The following is a 21,350-nucleotide window of genomic DNA, read 5'->3' as shown; positions in this document are numbered from 1 at the left end:
CTTGGGAAAAATGCTGAATTGAGCTGACCCCATTCGCGAGCAGGCTCGCTCCCACAGGGTTTGTGTCGATCACAAATACAGTGTTGGAGCCTGCTCGCGATGGCTATCTCAGAGGCGGCTCAACGAAACCGGTCAACATCATGCCGCAAGTCCGCCGCCAGGCTTTCCAGCCCCCTGGCAGTCACGGCCAAGTTCAATACTTGAGTAATTAATCGGGAGATAGCACAATGCTATATTGATTCAGCTCAGGTGCTCGACCGCCGGTAACTCCATGGCCCGAACCTCACCCAAGAGGAAAACGCTGAGGCGGCGCAAACGCTCACCTCCGGGGCGGGTTTTCGGCCAGACCAGGTAATAATTCTCACCGCTGGCGACGGCTGTCGGCCACGGCAAACTCAGACGTCCCTGCGCAACATCCTCCGCCACCATCAGCAAATCGCCCATGGACACGCCGTAGCCTCGGGCGGCAGCGATCATGCCCAGTTCCAGGGTGTCGAACACCTGCCCGCCCTTGAGCGAGACTTGATCGGTCAGGCCCATGCGCTCCAGCCAGTTGCGCCAGTCACGGCGGTCCGGCGTCGGGTGCAGCAGCTCGGTGCTGGCCAGGCGCGCAACGTCCCACGGTTGATCCTTCAGAAGATTCGGTGCGCCCACCGGAATCAGCTCTTCGGGGAATAGGAAAGTCGCCTCCCAGTCCGGTGGAAAATGCCCGTTGCTGAGGATGACGGCACAGTCGAAGGGTTCGTGATTGAAGTCCACCGTATCGATGTCCATCCAGGCGCTGGTCAATTGCACCTCGTTCCCCGGCTGCAGGTGGCGAAAACGACTGAGCCGCGCCAACAGCCAACGCATGGTCAGGGTCGACGGGGCTTTCATGCGCAGGATGTCGTCCTCGGCGCGCAAGGTGTTGCAGGCTCGCTCAAGGGCAGTGAAGCCTTCGCGAATGCCGGGCAGGATCAGTCGCGCCGACTCGGTCAGTTGCAGGTTGCGGCCACTGCGGTGAAACAAGCGACAGGCAAAATGCTCTTCGAGCGTACGAATATGTCGGCTGACCGCACTTTGGGTAATCGACAGCTCTTCGGCCGCGCGGGTAAACGAGCTGTGCCGTGCCGCCGCTTCGAATGCGCGCAGGGCATACAAGGGAGGAAGACGACGGGACATGTGGAAAGCTCCTACTGCGGGGTTCGCCCACCCTAGCAGAAACTCTCCAGCATGAGTTTGAATCATGCCATCCATCCTTTTTATCCCTTTGTGCAAACCGCGCAGAGCGCCGAGAATTGGTGCTTTCCTGTTCCCTTTAATAATCGAGCGTGATGATCATGCAGCATCCAGCACGTACTGAACTCTGGGCCATCCTGCGGCTGGCGGGGCCGCTGATTGCCTCGCAGTTGGCGCACATGCTGATGGTCCTCACCGACACCCTGATGATGGCGCGCCTGAGTCCCGAGGCACTGGCCGGTGGCGGGCTCGGTGCGGCGACCTATTCGTTCGTGTCGATTTTCTGCATCGGTGTGATCGCGGCGGTAGGTACGCTGGTGGCGATCCGTCAGGGGGCCGGCGATATTGTCGGGGCTACCCGGCTGACCCAGGCCGGGTTGTGGCTGGCATGGCTGATGGCGCTGGTCGCCGGTTTGCTGCTGTGGAACCTCAAACCGGTGCTGCTGCTGTTCGGCCAGACCGAAAGCAACGTCAATGCAGCCGGGCAGTTCTTGATCTTCCTGCCGTTCGCCCTACCCGGCTACCTGAGCTTCATGGCCCTGCGCGGGTTCACCAGCGCCATTGGCCGTGCGACGCCGGTGATGGTCATCAGCCTCGGCGGTACGGTCGCCAACTTCTTGCTCAACTATGCGCTGATTACCGGGATGTTCGGCCTGCCGAAACTGGGGCTGACGGGCATCGGGCTGGTCACGGCGATTGTCGCCAACCTGATGGCACTTGCGCTGGCGTGGCACATTCGTCGGCATCCGGCTTATGAGGCCTATCCGCTGCGCCAGGGCCTGTCGCGGCTGAACCGCCAGTACCTGAAGGAGCTGTGGCGCCTGGGCCTGCCGATTGGCGGTACCTACGCGGTGGAAGTCGGGCTGTTTGCCTTCGCCGCGCTGTGCATGGGCACCATGGGCAGTACGCAACTGGGCGCACACCAGATCGCCCTGCAAATCGTCTCGGTGGCGTTCATGGTCCCGGCGGGTATTTCCTACGCAATCACCATGCGCATCGGCCAGCACTACGGCGCCGGGCAACTGCTGGATGCGCGGCTGGCCGGACGGGTCGGCATTGCGTTCGGGGCGGCGGCGATGCTGTGTTTCGCCATGGTCTTCTGGCTATTACCAAACCAGTTGGTCGGTTTGTTTCTCGACCACAACGACCCGGCGTTTCGCGATGTCATCAACCTTGCCGTGAGCCTGCTGGCGGTGGCAGCATGGTTCGAGCTGTTCGACGGCACGCAAACCATTGCCATGGGCTGCATTCGCGGACTCAAGGATGCCAAGACCACTTTCCTCGTCGGCTTGGGTTGCTACTGGCTGATTGGCGCACCGGCGGCGTGGTGGATGGCGTTCCATCTGAACTGGGGGCCAACAGGTGTCTGGTGGGGCCTGGCGCTGGGGCTGGCGTGTGCGGCGGTGAGCCTGACCCTGGGGTTTGAGTGGAAGATGAAACGGATGATTCGGCGGGAGCCAGCGCAACGGAACGGTTTCACAGCCGCTCAGCCAGACTGAGATCCCCTGTGGGAGCGAGCTTGGTCCGGGCGGCGTTCCGACGATGAGGCCAGGTCAATCAACATCCATGTCGACTGATACACCGCCATCGCGAGCAAGCTCGCTCCCACAGGTTTTGTGCCAACTGAAAAATCGCGGTCAGTTCACGACTTCCAGCACCGGCTGCTGACTGGAGCCAAACGTCAGATACTCCACCAACTCGGCCAGCGGCAATGGCATGCTGATCAAATATCCCTGCACCTGATCGCATTCAAACCCACGCAGCAGATCCAGTTGCTCCGGCGTTTCCACGCCTTCTGCGACTACCTCAAGGTTGAGGTTGTGCGCCAGGTTGATCATCGCGTGGACCAGTTTGCGGTTTTCCTCACGCTGTTCCATGCCGCCGACAAAGCTCTTGTCGATCTTCAGCAAGGTGATCGGCAGGCTGTTGAGGTGTACGAACGACGAGAACCCGGTGCCGAAGTCGTCGAGGGAGAAGCGCACTCCGAGGCGCCCGAGGGCGTCCATGGTCTGCTTGACCAGATCGCTGCGGCGCATCACGGCGGTTTCGGTCAGCTCGAACTCCAGCCACTGCGCCTCGACACCGCGCTCGGCAATCAGGCGACTCAGGGTCGACAGCAACTGGCTGTCCTGGAACTGTCGGAACGACAGGTTGATCGCCATGTGCAACGGCGGCAATCCGAGTTGAAGCAATGCCTGCATGTCGCGCAAGGCCCGGGAAATCACCCAGTAACCCAGCGGAACAATCAGGCCGCTTTGCTCAGCCAGCGGCACGAATTCGCTCGGTGACAGCAAGCCGCGCTCGGCATGCCGCCAGCGCACCAAAGCTTCGAGACCGACGATCTGCCCGTCTTCGAGGTTCAGGCGTGGCTGGTAGTGCAATTCCAGCTCATCGCGACGCAGTGCCCGACGCAGCTCGGTTTCGAGGTCGGCGATGCTGCGGGCATTGCGATTGATGCGTTCGTTGAAAATGTGAAAGGTACAACCCTGGGTGCTTTTGGCCTGCTGCATGGCGATGTGTGCATGCCACATCAGCGGATCCGCACCAGTCTGGGCCCGGGCGTAGGCGATGCCCAGGCTGGAACCGATCAGCAGGCTTTCGCCATCGACCCAATAAGGCTCGGCCAGCGCTTCGCTGATGCGCTCGGCCATCCACTCGGCACGCTGGGGAGCGCGACGGGTGTCGATCAGCAGAGCGAATTCATCACTGCCCAGGCGCGCCAGTTGATCGCCGGCCTCAAGCTGGCTCTTGAGCCGCGCCACCACTTGCAAGATCAGGCGGTCACCGGCCTGATGGCCGAGGGCATCGTTGGCGTAGCGGAAATTGTCGAGGTCGAGATGACCGAGGGCCAGGCCACGACCGCCGTTTTCCGCCAGACGCGCCGTCAGCAGGGTCTGGAAACCCTGGCGGTTGGCGATGCCGGTCAGCGGATCTTGCTCGGCCAGGCGTTGCAGGGTGTTTTCCAGGACGCCCCGCTCGCGCACGTGGCGCAGGCAACGGCGCAACATGCCGGAATCGAGCAGATCGCGCACCAGCCAGTCACTCACACCGTCGGGCGGGGTCAGCGGCTCATGGTCGAGCAGCAACACCGTCGGCAGGCTGCAACGGCCCGGCGCCGGTTGAAGTTGCGGGATGGTCAATAACACCGCGCTGCGGTTGTCATCGAACAGGCTGCTGACCGACTCCCAACTCGGCGCGCTGATGAGAACGGCCGAGCTCCCCATAGGAACCAGACACTCGCGCAACAACGCTGCCCACGCTGGCTCTTCAGCCAGTAGCAGCAAACGCAAGGGTTCGACAGGCGTAGACAAGCTAGCTCCCTAGACTCTGCAAAAATGTAGGCGACGGGCATTATGCCGTTCCGATGACCAATGACAATGACATCAGTTGGCAAAACGAGCCCTTTGTATCCGGAATTACGAACATTAGCCGCAAATTCGTTGCGCATCCTGCGTGAAGGTAACAAAACCGGCGATTACAGATAGCGCGGTACGTCACAAGTCGGACAGAGCAGCACAATTCGCTGAGCCTGTTAAAATGCCGGCCCATTTTGTGACTGACTCCTGAATTTACCTATGTCCCGACTCAATCCCCGGCAGCAAGAAGCCGTGAGCTACGTCGGCGGCCCTCTTTTGGTGCTCGCCGGTGCAGGCTCCGGCAAGACCAGCGTGATCACGCGCAAAATCGCGCACCTGATCCAGAACTGCGGCATTCGCGCCCAGTACATCGTCGCCATGACCTTTACCAACAAGGCCGCCCGCGAAATGAAGGAACGGGTCGGCACCCTGCTGCGTGCCGGTGAAGGTCGCGGGCTGACGGTCTGCACGTTCCACAACCTGGGCCTGAACATCATCCGCAAAGAGCACGTGCGGCTGGGTTACAAGCCGGGCTTCTCGATCTTCGACGAGACCGACGTCAAGGCCTTGATGACCGACATCATGCAGAAGGAATACTCGGGCGACGACGGCGTCGACGAGATCAAGAACATGATCGGCGCCTGGAAAAACGACCTGATCCTGCCGGCCCAGGCCCTGGAAAACGCGCGCAACCCCAAGGAGCAGACCGCCGCCATCGTCTACACCCACTATCAACGCACGCTCAAGGCGTTCAACGCGGTGGACTTCGACGACCTGATCCTGCTGCCGGTGAAGCTGTTCGAAGAGCATGCCGACATCCTGGAAAAGTGGCAGAACAAGGTGCGTTACCTGCTGGTAGACGAATACCAGGACACCAACGCCAGCCAGTATTTGCTGGTGAAAATGCTCATCGGCAAACGCAACCAGTTCACCGTGGTAGGCGACGACGACCAGTCGATCTACGCCTGGCGCGGTGCTCGCCCGGAAAACCTGATGCTGCTCAAGGACGACTACCCGTCCTTGAAAGTGGTGATGCTGGAGCAGAATTACCGCTCCACCAGCCGCATCCTGCGCTGCGCCAACGTGCTGATTTCGAACAACCCACACGAATTCGAAAAGCAGCTGTGGAGTGAAATGGGCCACGGCGACGAGATCCGCGTGATCCGTTGCCGCAACGAGGACGCCGAGGCCGAGCGCGTGGCCATGGAAATCCTCAGCCTGCACTTGCGCACCGACCGCCCGTACAGCGATTTCGCGATCCTGTATCGCGGCAACTACCAGGCCAAGCTGATCGAACTGAAGTTGCAGCATCACCAGGTGCCGTATCGCCTGTCCGGCGGCAACAGCTTTTTCGGGCGTCAGGAAGTAAAAGACCTGATGGCCTACTTCCGCCTGATCGTGAACCCGGACGACGACAACGCGTTCCTGCGGGTGATCAACGTGCCGCGCCGCGAGATCGGCTCGACCACGCTGGAGAAGCTGGGCAACTATGCGACCGAGCGCAAGATCTCGATGTACGCCGCCACCGACGAGATGGGTTTGGGCGAGCATCTGGACAGCCGCTTCACCGATCGCCTGTCGCGCTTCAAGCGCTTCATGGACAGGGTGCGCGAGCAGTGCGCCGGCGAAGACCCGATCTCGGCCCTGCGCAGCATGGTCATGGACATCGACTACGAGAACTGGCTGCGCACCAACAGCTCCAGCGACAAGGCCGCCGACTACCGCATGGGTAACGTCTGGTTCCTGATCGAGGCGCTGAAGAACACCCTGGAAAAAGACGAAGAAGGCGAGATGACCGTCGAGGACGCCATCGGCAAACTCGTCCTGCGCGACATGCTCGAGCGCCAGCAGGAAGAGGAAGACGGCGCCGAGGGCGTGCAGATGATGACCTTGCATGCATCCAAGGGACTGGAATTCCCCTACGTGTTCATCATGGGCATGGAAGAGGAAATCCTCCCGCACCGTTCCAGCATCGAAGCCGACACCATCGAAGAAGAACGTCGCCTGGCCTACGTGGGCATCACCCGCGCGCGCCAGACCCTGGCCTTCACCTTCGCCGCCAAGCGCAAGCAGTACGGCGAGATCATCGATTGCGCGCCGAGCCGCTTCCTCGATGAGTTGCCGCCGGACGACCTGGCCTGGGAAGGCAACGACGACACACCGACCGAAGTCAAAGCCGTGCGCGGCAACAACGCATTGGCGGATATACGCGCGATGTTAAAGCGCTAGAATTGACCACTTTTATATGACCTTCGGCGCACAAGGCGCCAGTAGAGGAAAGCTTCATGGAAGCACTGCACAAGAAAATTCGCGAAGAAGGCATCGTGCTTTCCGACCAAGTCCTGAAAGTCGACGCCTTTCTGAACCACCAGATCGACCCGGCTCTGATGAAGCTGATCGGCGACGAATTCGCCACGCTGTTCAAGGACTCGGGCATCACCAAGATCGTCACTATCGAAGCCTCGGGCATCGCCCCGGCGATCATGACCGGTCTGAACCTCGGCGTGCCGGTGATCTTCGCCCGCAAGCACCAGTCCCTGACCCTGACCGAAAACCTGCTGTCGGCGACCGTGTACTCGTTCACCAAGCAGACCGAAAGCACCGTGGCCATCTCCCCGCGCCACCTGACCAGCAGCGACCGCGTGCTGATCATCGATGACTTCCTGGCCAACGGTAAGGCGTCCCAGGCACTGATTTCGATCATCAAGCAGGCTGGCGCCACCGTGGCGGGCCTAGGCATCGTGATCGAGAAATCGTTCCAGGGCGGCCGTGCGGAACTGGATTCGCAGGGTTATCGCGTAGAGTCGTTGGCCCGCGTGAAGTCGCTGGCCGATGGTGTCGTGACCTTTATCGAATAAGCCGCCACACCGCAAAACCAGTGTGGGAGCGGGCTTGCTTGCGAATGCTGTGTATCAGTCAAAGCATATGTCGACTGACACTACGTATTCGCGAGCAAGCCCGCTCCCACATTCGTTATGTGCTGGCTGTTATTGCGCAGTGGCCTTGAGGCCTGTGAGCAGCAGGCGCTGATACAAATCTTCCTTCATCCCCTCCGGGCTGGCCAGTTGCATGCGCTCCAGATGCTCCGGAAACAACGCAGGCTCCGGCGCATCCAGCGCTGCCTTGCCCAACTCCAGCACCTCGCTCAGCTTGAACTTGCTCTTGAGCCAGTTCAGCGCCCGCAACAGATCGCACTCGACCTCGGTGAAATCACATCCCAGCGGATACTCTGGAAACAGCTGCGGATGCCGCGCCTGAACCGCCTGCAAACGCTGCGGACTGTTATCGGTAAAGCGCGGATCGAGGCGGAAGCCCTTGGGTAGTTTGCCGACTTTCTGCGCCTGCTCGATCAATCCCGGTTGAAAACGCGAGTCGCTGATATTGAGCAAGGCCTCGATCACTGCCGCATCGGTTTTGCCACGAAGATCGGCGATGCCGTATTCGCTGACCACGATGTCCCGCAAGTGCCGGGGAATCGTGCAGTGACCATACTCCCAGACAATGTTCGAGCTGACGTCGCCGCCGGACTCGCGCCAGCTGCGCAGTAGCAACACCGAGCGCGCGCCTTGCAGCGCATGGCCCTGCACCACGAAGTTGTATTGCCCGCCAACACCGCTGAGCACACGTCCGTCTTCGAGCTGATCCGCCACCGCGGCACCGAGCAAGGTCACGGTGAACGCGGTGTTGATGAACCGCGCATCCAGGCGCTGCAAGCGCTTGAGTTCTTCCTGGCCGTAGAGCTCGTTGATGTAGCTGATGCGGGTCATGTTGAATGCAAGCCGCTTGTTTTGCGGCAATTCACGCAAGCGTTCGTAGTAGCTGCGCGGACCGAGGAAGAAACCGCCGTGCACCGAGATACCATCGGCTTGCGCAGCCTCGTCGAGGGTGCCGGCATTCGCCTGCTGTTGGGTCGCCACGTCCGGATAAACCTTGCGCCGCACGATCCCGGCATCGGCCAGCACCAGCAAGCCGTTGACGAACATTTCGCTGCAGCCATACAGGCCCTTGGCGAAGGGTTCGATGCCGCCTTCGCGCTCGATCAGTTGCGCCCAGTGGCTGAGGTTTACGTCTGCCAGCAAAGCGCTGTATCCGTCGTTGTCGGCTTGCCGCGCCAGCAGCGCCGCCGTCAACGCATCGCCCATGGAGCCGATGCCGATCTGCAAGGTGCCGCCGTCACGCACCAAGGTACTGGCGTGCAGGCCGATGAAATGGTCCTGACACCCCACCGGCATATTCGGCGTGGAGAACAGCGTGGTGTTGTCCTTCTCATCGATCAGCAGGTCAAAGGTGTCGATGCCGAGTTCCGCATCGCCGGGCATGTAAGGCAGATCGTTGTGTACCTGGCCGACCATCAGGATGGTTTCTCCGGCGGCGCGGCGCTTGGCGATCATCGGCAGCAGGTCGAGGGTGATGTCCGGGTTGCAGCTCAGGCTCAAGCGGTCGGGATGCTCGGCATGGCTGGCCATAAGTTGCGCCACCAGATTCAATCCGGCGGCATTGATGTCCCGCGCCGCATGGCTGTAATTGCTGCTGACGTAATCCTGTTGCGCCGTGGCACTGTTGAGCAGGCTGCCGGGCTGCATGAAGAACTGCTGGATGTGGATGTTGCCCGGCAGACCATCGCGGCGCAGGTCGGCGAGAAACTCCAGCTCCGGATAATCGCCGAACACCCGCTCGACAAAGGGTTCGAGAAATCGCTTTTGCAAACCATCGCCCAAGGGCGGGCGCCCCAGACACAACGCGGTGTAGATCGTCAGCCGTCGCTCGGGCGACTGTGCGATTCGTCGATACAGCGCATTGACGAAGTGGTTGGGTTTGCCCAGGCCCAGGGGCAGACCCATGTGAATGTGGACCGGCAACCGCGCCAGTACGTCATCGACCGCTTGCTCGATAGAACACAGCTGCACCATCGGATCCTCCCTCACGTTCCATGAATTGGGGTTGGACCGAGCTTGCCGGGTCTTTGCTGCAATGAACAGCCATCAGGGTCAAATCACAGGCACAAAAAAGCCGCTCGAAAGCGGCTTTTTAGCAGCAAGACTCAGGCTTATTTCAAGCCGGACATCTTCTGGATAGCGCCTTTGAGTTCGGCGTCTGCACAATCGGCACAGGTGCCTTTTGGCGGCATCGAGTTGATGCCGGAGATCGCCTTGGCGAGCAGGCCGTCAACACCACCTTCTTTCTTGGCGCGCTCGCCCCAAGCGGCGGCATCACCGATTTTCGGCGCGCCCAACAGGCCTGAACCGTGGCAAGCGTTGCAATGTTTTGCAATCACTTCATCCGGGGTTTTTGCACCGCCACCGCCGCCAGCGGCAGTGGCCACTTCCATCCCTTTGCACTCTTTACCCTGAACACAAACCTGGCCGACTGGCTCAAGGCGTTTAGCGATATCGTCGTTGGTCGCAGCTTGAGCGCTGACACTGACAGCCCAAAGGGCCAATACGGTTGCTGGTGCAGCCAGCATTTTCATAATTAGGTTCACGCGTTCACCCTCAATGGTGGCTAGTCACGCCTACGGCCACGGTTCGCAGGCGGGCGCAAGTATAGCGGTAAGCCCGTCGCACTGAAACAACCCCAAAGTCGCAAGGGTCTTAGGCCGCGACGGAAAAACAGCCTGGGCGCCTCTACGATGCTGGCAGGACGCCTCTTTTCTTAGAAATTCGCCGGTGTGGCTGCGCTGATTAGTCGCGCCGGCACATCGAACGGATTACGGAAACGGTGTGGCTTGGTACTTTCAAAGTAGTAGCTATCGCCGGCTTCGAGGACAAAAGTTTCGAGTCCGACCACCAGTTCCAGTTTTCCTTCGACCAGGATGCCGGTTTCCTCGCCCTCATGGGTGAGCATCTCGTCACCGGTGTCGGCGCCTGGCGGATAGATTTCATTGAGGAATGCGATGGCCCGGCTCGGGTGCGCTCGACCGACCAGTTTCATGGTCACGGCGCCATCGGAAATATCGATCAGCTCGTTGGCCTTGTAGACGATCTGAGTCGGTTTTTCCTGCAGGATTTCTTCGGAAAAGAACTCGACCATGGACATGGGAATCCCGCCCAACACCTTGCGCAGCGAACTGATCGAAGGGCTCACGCTGTTCTTTTCGATCATCGAAATCGTGCTGTTGGTGACCCCCGCCCGTTTGGCGAGCTCACGCTGGGAAAGGCCTTTGAGCCTACGGATGGATTGCAGTCGTTCACCGACGTCCAAAGCTTGCGCCTCCAGGATTCAGATTGTTGGAATAGTGAGCGTTATCATGGCGACAGCGTTCAGTATTTACAACACTTTGACCTGAATCCTGCTCAGCGAGGCGACTTCCGGTCTGGAGCCCTGCGCACTAAGCCCCGGAATAGAGCAGTGGCACGCGGCGCAGGTTGCAGAAGATCTGGTAAGGGATCGTGCCGGCAGCCATGGCCACATCACTGGCGAGGATGTTTTTGCCCCACAACTCGACGGTCGAACCGAGGCCGGCCTGCGGTACGTCGGTCAGGTCGATGCAGAGCATGTCCATCGATACCCGGCCGATCAATTGGCTGCGCTGCCCGGCAACCAGCACTGGCGTGCCGGTCGGTGCCAGACGCGGGTAGCCGTCGGCGTAACCCATGGCCACGACGCCAATGCGCATCGGTTTAGGGGTGATGAATTTGGCGCCGTAACCGACGGGCTCGCCAGCCGGCAACTCGCGCACGCTGATCACTTTCGATTCCAGGGTCATGACCGGTTGCAGGCGCGATGCCACTTCGTTGGCTTCTTCGAAGGGCGTGGCGCCATAGAGCATGATGCCCGGGCGCACCCAATCGCTCGGAATCTGCGGCCAACCAAGCACCGCCGGCGAGTTGCGCAGGCTGACCTCGGCGGACAAGCCCTTGCGCGCTGCTTCAAATACCGCCACCTGATCGACACTGGCTTGCTCGTGCAGTTCATCGGCACGCGCAAAGTGGCTCATCAGCACCACTTTCGCGACTTTGCCGCTGGCCAACAGCCGTTGATAAGCAACCTGATAGTCCGCTGGATGCAGCCCCACGCGGTGCATGCCCGAATCGAGCTTCAGCCACACGGTGATCGGCTTGCTCAACGCCGCTTTCTCGATGGCTTCGAGCTGCCACAGTGAATGCACCACGCACCAGAAATCATGCTCGACAATCAGCGCCAGCTCATCGGTTTCAAAAAAACCTTCCAGCAGCAGGATCGGCGCACGAATGCCCGCCGCCCGCAGTTCCAGAGCCTCTTCGATACAAGCCACGGCAAACCCGTCCGCCTCGGCTTCCAGCGCCTGGGCGCAACGCACCGCGCCGTGGCCATAGGCATCGGCCTTGATCACCGCGAGGGCCTTGGCCCCCGTGAGCTCACGGGCGATTCGGTAGTTATTGCGCAGGGCTTGAAGGTCGATCAGGGCACGGGCAGGACGCATGGCGGCAGACTTCTGGTCGGGTTATCGGGAAGAAAAACCGGCGCTGGCTGACGGCGTGAACCACCAACAGCACCGGGAGAGGGATCTTTTCTGACAGGCTTATGGCAGAGCGGCTACAACCGACAGCTCGACCAGGATTTCCGGTTCGCACAGTTTCGATTCGACTGTGGCGCGGGCCGGGGCGACGCCTTTTGGCAGCCACTGGTCCCACACCGCGTTCATGCCTTCGAAATGCGCGTCGATGTCTTTCAGGTAAATCGTCACCGACAGCAAATTATTTTTGTCGGTGCCGGCCAGATCGAGCAACCGCTCGATGTTGGCGAGGGTTTCACGGGTCTGCTGTTCAATCCCGGCGTTCATGTCATCGCCGACCTGTCCGGCAAGGTAAACCGTGCCGTTATGGGTGACGATCTGACTCATGCGCTCATTGGTGAGCTGGCGCTGGACTGACATGCTTTGCAGGCTCCTGGGTTTTGTTGCCATAACGGGAAATATCGAGGCCTTCGGCGCTGATCTGCGGCTTTTTCTTCGCCATCAAGTCTGCCAGCAAGCGACCGGAGCCACAGGCCATGGTCCAGCCGAGCGTGCCGTGACCGGTGTTCAGGAACAGGTTCTTGAACGGGGTGGCGCCAACGATCGGGGTGCCGTCGGGAGTGGTCGGACGCAGGCCGGTCCAGAAATCGGCCTGGGCCAGATCGCCGCCCTGAGGATAAAGGTCGTTGACGATCATCTCCAGGGTTTCGCGGCGACGCGGGTTCAGCGACAGGTCAAAACCGGCGATCTCGGCCATGCCGCCAACGCGGATGCGGTTGTCGAAACGGGTAATCGCGACCTTGTAGGTCTCGTCGAGAATGGTCGAAGTCGGAGCCATCGCCGGATTGGTGATCGGAACGGTCAGGGAGTAGCCCTTGAGCGGGTACACCGGCGCCTTGATCCCCAGCGGCTTGAGCAGTTGCGGCGAGTAGCTGCCGAGGGCCAGCACGTAGCGGTCGGCGGTTTCCAGCTTGCCGTCGATCCACACGCCGTTGATGCGGTCACCGGCGAAGTCGAGGCGCTGAATGTCCTGGTCAAAACGGAATTGCACACCGAGGTTCGCGGCCATCTCGGCGAGCTTGGTGGTGAACATCTGGCAGTCGCCAGTCTGGTCGTTCGGCAGGCGCAGGGCACCGGCAAGGATGTCCGTGACGCTGGCCAGCGCCGGCTCAACGCGGGCAATGCCGTCGCGGTCGAGCAGCTCGAACGGCACACCGGACTCTTTCAGCACGGCGATGTCTTTCGCGGCGCCATCAAGTTGAGCCTGGGTGCGGAACAGTTGGGTTGTACCAAGGCTGCGGCCTTCATAGGCAATGCCGGTTTCGGCACGCAGTTCGTCAAGGCAGTCACGGCTGTACTCGGACAGACGGACCATGCGCTCCTTGTTCACCGCGTAACGGCTGGCGGTGCAGTTGCGCAGCATCTGTGCCATCCACAGGTACTGGTCGATGTCGGCCGTGGCCTTGATCGCCAGGGGCGCGTGGCGCTGCAACAGCCACTTGATGGCCTTGAGCGGCACACCCGGCGCGGCCCACGGCGAGGCATAACCCGGCGAGACCTGCCCGGCGTTGGCGAAACTGGTCTCCATGGCAGCAGCCGGCTGCCGGTCGACCACCACCACTTCAAACCCGGCACGGGCCAGATAATAAGCACTGGTGGTACCGATGACGCCGCTACCCAAGACCATGACGCGCATTTTCATATCCCTCATCGCGGCTAACCGCTGACGTTTGTTATTCAGAGCTTTAGATGCGCGCAGTGTAAAAAAGATTTGCCAGTGCTTTTCACTATATAAGCGCCTATATTTGGCGACAATTCTCGGCAAAAACCCTTTTCACGGAGGCGCATCCCCTATGCGTACCAACACTCAGACCAAACGTGAGCTGGACAAGATCGACCGCAACATCCTGCGGATCCTGCAAGCGGACGGGCGGATTTCCTTTACGGAGCTTGGAGAAAAGGTCGGGCTCTCGACCACGCCCTGTACTGAGCGGGTCCGGCGTCTGGAGCGCGAAGGGATCATCATGGGCTACAACGCCAGGCTCAATCCGCAGCACCTGAAGGGTAGTCTGCTGGTTTTCGTCGAGATCAGCCTGGACTACAAATCCGGCGATACTTTCGAAGAGTTCCGACGTGCGGTGCTGAAATTGCCCCATGTGCTGGAGTGTCATCTGGTGTCAGGGGATTTCGACTATCTGGTGAAGGCACGGATTTCCGAGATGGCCTCGTACCGCAAGTTGCTGGGCGACATCCTGCTCAAGCTGCCTCATGTGAGGGAGTCCAAGAGCTATATCGTGATGGAAGAGGTGAAAGAGAGCCTGACATTGCCGATTCCGGATTGAAGATGGCAGCGCGCCTTTCGCGAGCAGGCTCGCTCCCACAGGTACGGCGGTGTCCTTGGGGGAGCGAGCCTGCTCGCGAATGCAGGCGACTCGGTCTCTCTTAAACCAGCACCTGTCGGTTCGAAGCCATGTACTCGAACACCTGCTTCTCCACCCGTGGATGAATCAGCTCAACCGGCCCGCGCCCATTGGGGCACGGCAAGGTCTTGGTGGTGCCGAACAACCGGCAGATCAGCGGCCGCTCTTCATACACCGTGCAACCATTCGGCCCCAGATGCACACAGTTGAGTTCTTCCATGGCGGCATCCTGCTCGGCGCGGGTCTTGCGCGGCAGACGCGACATTTCTTCGGGCGAGGTGGTCACCGGCCCGCAGCAGTCATGGCAGCCGGGCACGCACTCGAACGAGGGAATCTGTTGTCGCAATGTGCGGATTGTCTGGCTGTTGCAGCTCATTGCAGCGATGACCAATAGCGGAATAGAGCGCGATTCTGACGCAAAAGCCCCGATCCAGACAGCACCAACCGACCAATGTTGCCCGTCCGGGAAGGTCCGGCTTATGCTCCGTCAAGCTTTCCAAACGCAAGAATCAGGAACTCGCACATGAATGCCCGTGCTCAACAGCCTGCCCTGAACCACGCCGCGTCCTACTACGCCGCCAGCAGCCTGCCGCAGCCCGAACTTCCGACGCTCAAAGGCGAAGTGCTGGCGGATGTCTGTGTGGTGGGCGGAGGGTTCTCGGGGTTGAACACGGCGCTTGAGCTGGCCGAACGCGGCCTCAGCGTGGTGTTGCTCGAAGCCCATAAAATCGGCTGGGGCGCCAGTGGACGCAATGGCGGGCAGCTGATTCGCGGCGTCGGCCACGGCCTCGATCAGTTCACCAACGTCATCGGTGTCGATGGTGTACGGCAAATGAAACTCATGGGCCTGGAAGCCGTGGAAATCGTCCGGCAACGGGTCGAGCGCTTCCAGATCCCCTGCGACCTGACCTGGGGTTACTGCGACCTCGCCAACAAGCCCCGTGACCTTGAAAGTTTCGCCGAGGATGCCGAAGAACTGCGCAACCTCGGCTACCGCTACGAGACCCGTTTGCTGCAAGCCAATGAGATGCACACCGTGGTCGGCTCCACGCGTTACGTCGGTGGCCTGATCGACATGGGCTCGGGGCACCTGCATCCACTGAACCTGGCCTTGGGCGAAGCCGCAGCGGCACAACGACTAGGGGTCCAGTTGTTCGAGCACTCGGCCGTGACCCGCATCGACTATGGCCCCGAGGTCAAGGTCCATACCGCCGATGGCTCGGTGCGCGCCAAGACCCTGGTGCTGGGTTGCAATGCCTACCTCAATAACCTCAACCCGGAACTCAGCGGTAAAGTCCTGCCCGCCGGCAGCTACATCATCGCCACCGAACCGTTGAGCGAAGAACTGGCTCACACCCTGCTGCCGCAGAACATGGCGGTCTGTGACCAGCGGGTGGCGCTGGATTACTACCGGCTCTCGGCGGACCGGCGCCTGCTATTTGGCGGCGCCTGCCATTACTCGGGCCGCGACCCGAAAGACATCGCCGCGTACATGCGCCCGAAAATGCTCGAGGTTTTCCCGCAGCTGAGCGCAGTGAAAATCGATTACCAATGGGGCGGCATGATCGGCATCGGCGCCAACCGCCTGCCGCAGATCGGGCGACTCAAGGACCAGCCGAACGTGTACTACGCCCAGGCCTATTCCGGTCATGGCGTGAATGCCACGCACCTGGCCGGCAAGCTGCTGGCCGAAGCCATCAGCGGGCAGCACAGTGGTGGTTTTGATTTGTTCGCCAGGGTGCCGCACATCACTTTCCCCGGCGGCAGGCATTTGCGCTCGCCGTTGCTGGCGTTGGGGATGTTGTGGCATCGGCTTAAAGAGTTGGTCTGAAGGATTGTCGGTGTCAGCTCTGACGCCTTCGCGGGCAAGCCCGCTCCCACAGTTGATCCGTGTCGAACACAAAATCTGTGTTCACTGAAGATCTAATGTGGGAGCGGGCTTGCTCGCGAATGGGCCTAAAAATCACCATGGATTTCAGATCCGCCAGAAAGGCTTCAGCCCCTCCTCCCGCGCCTGCTCCTGCGTCAGCCCGATATCCTTGAGCTGGTCGGTCGTCAGCGCCAGCAACGCCTTGCGCGTGTGCAGGCGACGCCAGAACAGATCCCAGTGACTCAGGCCGGACGACGCGTTGCCCATAGACGCATGGCGTGCGTTGTCCGTTTGCCCTGCCGCCAGCTCCTGGCTGTGTAACGTCAGCCGCACATCGCTCAAACCGTTCATCTTGGATGCTCCTGTTTACTTGGGTAGCCAGAGGTTCCATGATGCGCGGGCGCACAAAAGCATTACAGATTCAAAACACCTGTATTAACTCCATACAGTTTTGCCGATTCCGCCACTGAATCCCGATTTTTCGTTCGATCTGTACTGGTTAACCGAATCACCCCTATCGAGGCTGCACCATGACCCTTTACGTCAACCTCGCCGAGTTGCTCGGCACACGTATCGAACAGGGCTTCTATCGCCCCGGTGACCGGCTGCCCTCGGTACGGGCGCTGAGCGTCGAGCACGGTGTCAGCCTGAGCACGGTGCAGCAGGCCTATCGGGTGCTGGAAGACAGCGGGCTGGCCATGCCACGGCCCAAGTCCGGGTACTTCGTACCGGCCAGTCGCGAGCTGCCGGATTTGCCGGCAGTCGGCCGCCCGGCCCAACGGCCGGTGGACATTTCCCAATGGGATCAAGTGCTGGAATTGATTCGCGCCGTGCCGCGCAAAGACGTGGTGCAACTGGGCCGCGGCATGCCGGACATCACCAGCCCGACGATGAAACCGCTGCTGCGTGACCTGGCGCGAATCAGCCGGCGGCAGGACATGCCCGGTCTGTATTACGACAACATCCACGGCAACCTCGAACTGCGCGAACAAATTGCTCGCCTGATGCTCGATTCCGGCTGCCAGCTGAGCGCCAGCGAACTGGTGGTCACCACTGGATGCCATGAAGCGCTGTCCACCAGCATTCGCGCGATCTGCGAGCCCGGCGACATTGTCGCGGTGGACTCGCCAAGCTTTCACGGTGCGATGCAGACCCTCAAGGGCTTGGGCATGAAGGCCCTGGAAATCCCCACCGATCCGCTGACCGGGATCAGTCTCGAAGCGCTGGAACTGGCCCTGGAGCAATGGCCGATCAAGGTCATACAGTTGACCCCCAACTGCAACAACCCGTTGGGCTACATCATGCCGGAATCGCGCAAACGCGCGTTGTTGACGCTTGCGCAGCGCTATGACGTGGCGATTATCGAGGACGATGTGTATGGCGAACTGGCCTACACCTATCCACGCCCGCGCACGATCAAGTCCTTCGACGAGGACGGTCGCGTCCTGTTGTGCAGCTCGTTTTCCAAGACCCTGGCGCCGGGCCTGCGCATCGGCTGGGTCGCGCCCGGCCGCTATCTGGAACGGGTGCTGCACATGAAATACATCAGCACCGGATCCACGGCGCCACAACCGCAGATTGCCATCGCCGAATTTCTCAAGGGCGGCCATTTCGAGCCGCATTTGCGGCGGATGCGCACGCAATACCAGCGTAATCGCGACATGATGATCGACTGGGTGACCCGCTATTTCCCGGCCGGCACCCGCGCGAGTCGCCCACAAGGCAGCTTCATGCTGTGGGTCGAACTACCGGAAGGTTTCGACACCCTGAAACTGAATCGTGCATTGCACGACCAAGGCGTACAGATTGCCGTGGGCAGTATTTTTTCCGCCTCCGGCAAGTACCGCAATTGCCTGCGCATGAACTACGCTGCCAAGCCAACACCGCAGATCGAAGACGCGGTGCGCAAGGTCGGTGCGACAGCGATCAAACTGCTGGCGGAAACCGATCAGCTCAGCGACTGACTTTTATTCGGGGATCAGCGTCCATATGCCTATCTGCGCCGCCAAACGGAACGATCCTGCGTGAGCGTCAGACAGCCCCTGCTTGCTCTTCTGCTACTCGCCGCGTTCCTGGGCGGTTGCGCCAGCCTCGACGTACAGCGTATGCCGAGCCAGGCGCTACCGGCTGCAGACTCCGCATTCGGTCGCTCGGTCCAGGCGCAGGCCGCACCTTACAAGGGACAATCGGGCTTTCGCCTGCTATCGGACAGCACCGAGGCCTTCACCGCCCGCGCCGAACTGATCCGCAATGCCCAAAGCAGCCTCGACTTGCAGTACTACATCGTGCACGACGGCATCAGCACGCGCATGTTAATCGAGGAGTTGCTCAAGGCCGCCGACCGGGGCGTGCGGGTGCGGGTGCTGCTCGACGACACCGCCAGCGACGGCCTGGACCGGGTCATTGCCACCCTCGCCGCGCATCCGAACATCCAGATCCGCGTGTTCAACCCGCTGAACCTGGGCCGCAGTACGGGGGTGACGCGCACTGTGGGCCGGCTGTTCAATCTGTCGCAACAGCATCGACGCATGCATAACAAGTTGTGGCTGGCGGACAACAGCATGGCCATCGTCGGCGGGCGTAATCTGGGGGACGAGTATTACGATGCCAAGCCCAACATGAATTTCACCGACATCGACATGCTCAGTGTCGGCCCGGTCGCCGAGCAACTCGGGCACAGTTTCGACCAGTACTGGAACAGCGCCCTGAGCAAGCCGATCGACGAATTCCTGTCGAGCAAACCCACACCCCTGGACCTGGAAAACACCCGCGTCCGACTGAAAGAGTCCCTGACGGAAACGCGCAAACAGAATCACGCGCTCTACAAACACTTGATGACCTTTACTACCCACCCACGCCTGGACATCTGGCGCCGCGAGCTGATCTGGGCCTGGAACCAGGCATTGTGGGATGCTCCGAGCAAGGTACTGGCCAAGGGCGAGCCCGATTCGCAGTTGCTGCTAACTACGCAACTCGCACCTGAACTCAATAACGTCAGCAAAGAGCTGATCATGATCTCGGCCTACTTTGTGCCCGGCCAGCCGGGGCTGGTATACCTGACCGGGCGCGCCGATGCCGGCGTCTCCGTGAGCTTGCTGACCAATTCACTGGAAGCCACGGACGTTCCCGCCGTACACGGTGGCTACGCGCCCTATCGCAGGGCGCTGCTGGAGCACGGCGTGAAGCTCTACGAATTGCGTAGCCAACCCGGCGAGGGAGGCGGCAGTGGTAGCGGGCCGCATCTGTTTTCCAGCAGCGCCTATCACAGCTCTGACTCCAGCCTGCACAGCAAGGCGATGATCTTCGACCAGCAGAAGTCCTTTATCGGCTCGTTCAATTTCGATCCGCGCTCGGTGCTGTGGAACACCGAAGTCGGCGTGCTGGTGGACAGTCCGGAATTGGCCGCACGGGTCCGCGAACTCGCGCTGCAGGGTATGGCACCGGCCCTGAGTTATCAGGTGGAGCTGGAAAACGATCAGATCGTCTGGACCACCGAAGACGACGGAAAAATGCACACCCTGACCAAGGAGCCAGGGAGTTGGTGGCGGCGTTTCAATGCCTGGCTGAGCAATACGGTGGGCCTGGAGAAGATGTTGTAGCCAGCCGATGATTCATTGTGGCGAGGGAGCTTGCTCCCGCTGGGCTGCGAAGCGGCCCCAAAGATTCTGTGGGCGCTGCGCACCCAAGCGGGAGCAAGCTCCCTCGCCACAGCTTGTTGTTGTTCTTCAGGCTGGTTCTGCAGCCGCACCAAACGCCCCTTGCCGCGACACCACAATCAACACACCCAAGGCCCCCACCGCCATCAGTAACGGCAACGCATGGCCGTTGATCCACTGGCTGCCGGCACCCGCCAGCAGCGGCCCGACCAGACAACCAATCCCCCACAGTTGGGCGATGTGCGCGTTAGCCCGCACCAGCGCATCGTCGCGATAACGCTCGCCGATCAGGATCAACGACAAGGTGAACAACCCGCCAGCGCTGGCGCCGAACAGCACCCACAAGGGCCAGATCAGCAGCGTGTCGATCAGCAGCGGGATTGCCAGGCTCGACATCAGCAGGACTACCGCACAACCGGTGAACAACGCGCGTCGCGACAAGCGATCGGCCAACGCACCGATCGGCAATTGCAGCACCGCATCGCCGACCACCACCGTACTGACCATCGCCAGGGCGATCTCCGTGGTGAAGCCCTGGCGCAGGCAGTAGATCGGCAACAACGTCAGAATCATCGCCTCGAACGCGGCGAACAACGACACCGCCCAGGCAATCGCCGGCAAGCCACGACAGAAAACAAGCAGATCACTCAAGGTCACGCTGCTGGCCTCGCTGCTCGGCGCACCACTGCGTCCCAACAGCAAGAACGGTGCAGCCATCAGCAAACCGACACCCACCCAAAAGCCATAGTCGTGCTCGGTACCGAGGAAGCCCAGCAACACCGGCCCTGCCAGCTGACTCAATGCGTAGCTGCTGCCATACAGCGCCACCAGCCGTCCGCGCCATTGCTCGACCACCAGTTGATTGATCCAGCTTTCACCGATGATGAATACAAGGGTCAGGATCACCCCGATCATCAGCCGCAAGACCAACCAGACCGGATAACTCGGCAACAGCGCCAGCAAACCGATCGAAACCGCCCCGGCCCACAGGCACAGGCGCATCAGATTGGCCGTGCCGAATCGCGCCGCCAGATGGCTGGAGATTTTCGCCCCCAACAGGACACCGATGGCCGGCATCGCCGCCATCACGCCAATGGCAAACGAGCCGTATCCCCAGCTCTCCAAGCGAAACGACACCAGCGGCATGCTGACACCCAGGGCCAGGCCAACACTCAGGACAGATGCCAAAACGGCGAAATACGTCGCCCAACGCATGTTCCACGCTCCTGTGGATAATTATTGTTCATACAGACGGCACAAAACACTGTGGGAGCGGGCTTGCTCGCGAAGAGGTCATCACATCCAACATCAACGTTGGCTGATACACCGCCTTCGCGAGCAAGCCCGCTCCCACAAGGGATCTGTGTCGTTCGGGAGGCCTGCTCTACAACAGGC

18 protein-coding genes are annotated in these 21,350 nt (G+C 60.7%); 7 read left to right on the top strand and 11 right to left on the bottom strand.

Translation table 11 applies throughout. The annotated features are described in order from the left end of the window. Positions 1–240: 240 nt before the first annotated feature. Positions 241–1,161, bottom strand: a complete 921-nt coding sequence (locus tag KGA85_RS13980; protein ID WP_223455340.1) for a LysR substrate-binding domain-containing protein — start codon at positions 1,159–1,161, stop codon at positions 241–243. A gap of 158 nt (positions 1,162–1,319) precedes the next feature. Between KGA85_RS13980 and KGA85_RS13975 the strand changes: the two genes are divergently transcribed. Next, on the top strand, positions 1,320–2,717 hold the full coding sequence (locus KGA85_RS13975; protein ID WP_223455338.1) for a NorM family multidrug efflux MATE transporter: 1,398 nt from the start codon (positions 1,320–1,322) through the stop codon (positions 2,715–2,717). Positions 2,718–2,855: 138 nt separating this feature from the next. Here the strand turns inward: KGA85_RS13975 and KGA85_RS13970 are convergent, their stop codons facing one another. Next, positions 2,856–4,529, bottom strand: a complete 1,674-nt coding sequence (locus tag KGA85_RS13970) for a putative bifunctional diguanylate cyclase/phosphodiesterase (protein WP_223455336.1) — start codon at positions 4,527–4,529, stop codon at positions 2,856–2,858. A 264-nt stretch (positions 4,530–4,793) separates the two neighbouring features. Here KGA85_RS13970 and rep point away from each other — a divergent pair, with 264 nt between their 5' ends. Continuing rightward, complete coding sequence (rep, locus tag KGA85_RS13965) at positions 4,794–6,803, top strand: DNA helicase Rep (protein ID WP_150724906.1); 2,010 nt, start codon at positions 4,794–4,796, stop codon at positions 6,801–6,803. Between the two features lie 56 nt (positions 6,804–6,859). Then, a complete protein-coding gene (locus KGA85_RS13960) occupies positions 6,860–7,432 on the top strand; it encodes a xanthine phosphoribosyltransferase (protein ID WP_046038985.1) in 573 nt (190 codons plus the stop codon). 129 nt (positions 7,433–7,561) lie between these two features. Here the strand turns inward: KGA85_RS13960 and KGA85_RS13955 are convergent, their stop codons facing one another. The 6 genes from KGA85_RS13955 to dadA all read right to left on the bottom strand — a co-directional run bounded on the left by KGA85_RS13955 (position 7,562) and on the right by dadA (position 13,705). Beyond that, positions 7,562–9,484 (bottom strand): acetyl-CoA hydrolase/transferase C-terminal domain-containing protein, encoded by a 1,923-nt coding sequence (locus KGA85_RS13955; protein WP_223543179.1) that lies wholly within the window; start codon positions 9,482–9,484, stop codon positions 7,562–7,564. A gap of 137 nt (positions 9,485–9,621) precedes the next feature. Next, positions 9,622–10,044 carry a c-type cytochrome gene (locus KGA85_RS13950; RefSeq protein WP_223455498.1) on the bottom strand — a complete coding sequence of 141 codons (423 nt, stop codon included), beginning with the start codon at positions 10,042–10,044 and terminating at the stop codon, positions 9,622–9,624. 182 nt (positions 10,045–10,226) lie between these two features. Next, a complete protein-coding gene (locus KGA85_RS13945) occupies positions 10,227–10,775 on the bottom strand; it encodes a cupin domain-containing protein (protein ID WP_008023455.1) in 549 nt (182 codons plus the stop codon). A gap of 127 nt (positions 10,776–10,902) precedes the next feature. Beyond that, on the bottom strand, positions 10,903–11,976 hold the full coding sequence (gene alr / locus KGA85_RS13940; RefSeq protein WP_223543178.1) for an alanine racemase: 1,074 nt from the start codon (positions 11,974–11,976) through the stop codon (positions 10,903–10,905). Positions 11,977–12,075: 99 nt separating this feature from the next. Then, on the bottom strand, positions 12,076–12,429 hold the full coding sequence (locus KGA85_RS13935) for a RidA family protein (protein WP_223455331.1): 354 nt from the start codon (positions 12,427–12,429) through the stop codon (positions 12,076–12,078). Next, positions 12,401–13,705, bottom strand: a complete 1,305-nt coding sequence (gene dadA, locus KGA85_RS13930) for a D-amino acid dehydrogenase (protein WP_223455329.1) — start codon at positions 13,703–13,705, stop codon at positions 12,401–12,403. The genes KGA85_RS13935 and dadA overlap by 29 nt, the downstream gene beginning before the upstream one ends. 157 nt (positions 13,706–13,862) lie before the next feature. Here dadA and KGA85_RS13925 point away from each other — a divergent pair, with 157 nt between their 5' ends. Then, complete coding sequence (locus KGA85_RS13925) at positions 13,863–14,351, top strand: Lrp/AsnC ligand binding domain-containing protein (protein WP_007975155.1); 489 nt, start codon at positions 13,863–13,865, stop codon at positions 14,349–14,351. Positions 14,352–14,451: 100 nt separating this feature from the next. On the opposite strand, the gene KGA85_RS13920 is transcribed toward KGA85_RS13925, so the two are convergent. Beyond that, entirely contained in the window at positions 14,452–14,805 is a 354-nt protein-coding gene (locus tag KGA85_RS13920; protein ID WP_223455327.1) for a YkgJ family cysteine cluster protein, read from the bottom strand. A 147-nt stretch (positions 14,806–14,952) separates the two neighbouring features. Between KGA85_RS13920 and KGA85_RS13915 the strand changes: the two genes are divergently transcribed. Continuing rightward, positions 14,953–16,260 carry an NAD(P)/FAD-dependent oxidoreductase gene (locus tag KGA85_RS13915; protein WP_223543177.1) on the top strand — a complete coding sequence of 436 codons (1,308 nt, stop codon included), beginning with the start codon at positions 14,953–14,955 and terminating at the stop codon, positions 16,258–16,260. Between the two features lie 144 nt (positions 16,261–16,404). Here the strand turns inward: KGA85_RS13915 and KGA85_RS13910 are convergent, their stop codons facing one another. Beyond that, positions 16,405–16,650, bottom strand: coding sequence for a DUF1127 domain-containing protein (locus tag KGA85_RS13910; protein ID WP_223455324.1), 246 nt, complete (start codon positions 16,648–16,650; stop codon positions 16,405–16,407). A gap of 179 nt (positions 16,651–16,829) precedes the next feature. Here KGA85_RS13910 and KGA85_RS13905 point away from each other — a divergent pair, with 179 nt between their 5' ends. Together KGA85_RS13905 and KGA85_RS13900 are read left to right on the top strand one after the other, a co-directional pair. After that, positions 16,830–18,263 carry a PLP-dependent aminotransferase family protein gene (locus KGA85_RS13905; RefSeq protein WP_223455322.1) on the top strand — a complete coding sequence of 478 codons (1,434 nt, stop codon included), beginning with the start codon at positions 16,830–16,832 and terminating at the stop codon, positions 18,261–18,263. Between the two features lie 60 nt (positions 18,264–18,323). Beyond that, positions 18,324–19,898: a phospholipase D family protein gene (locus KGA85_RS13900; RefSeq protein WP_223543176.1), complete on the top strand. Its 1,575-nt coding sequence runs from the start codon at positions 18,324–18,326 to the stop codon at positions 19,896–19,898. Positions 19,899–20,024: 126 nt separating this feature from the next. On the opposite strand, the gene KGA85_RS13895 is transcribed toward KGA85_RS13900, so the two are convergent. After that, a complete protein-coding gene (locus tag KGA85_RS13895) occupies positions 20,025–21,170 on the bottom strand; it encodes an MFS transporter (RefSeq protein WP_223455318.1) in 1,146 nt (381 codons plus the stop codon). Positions 21,171–21,350: the final 180 nt, after the last annotated feature.

It is taken from the genome of Pseudomonas sp. GL-B-12 (genome assembly GCF_019955895.1).
In the GTDB taxonomy this organism is placed as follows: Bacteria; Pseudomonadota; Gammaproteobacteria; order Pseudomonadales; family Pseudomonadaceae; genus Aquipseudomonas.
The sequence above is the reverse complement of the archived record's forward strand: the minus strand, read 5'-3'. Positions and strand labels throughout refer to the sequence as shown.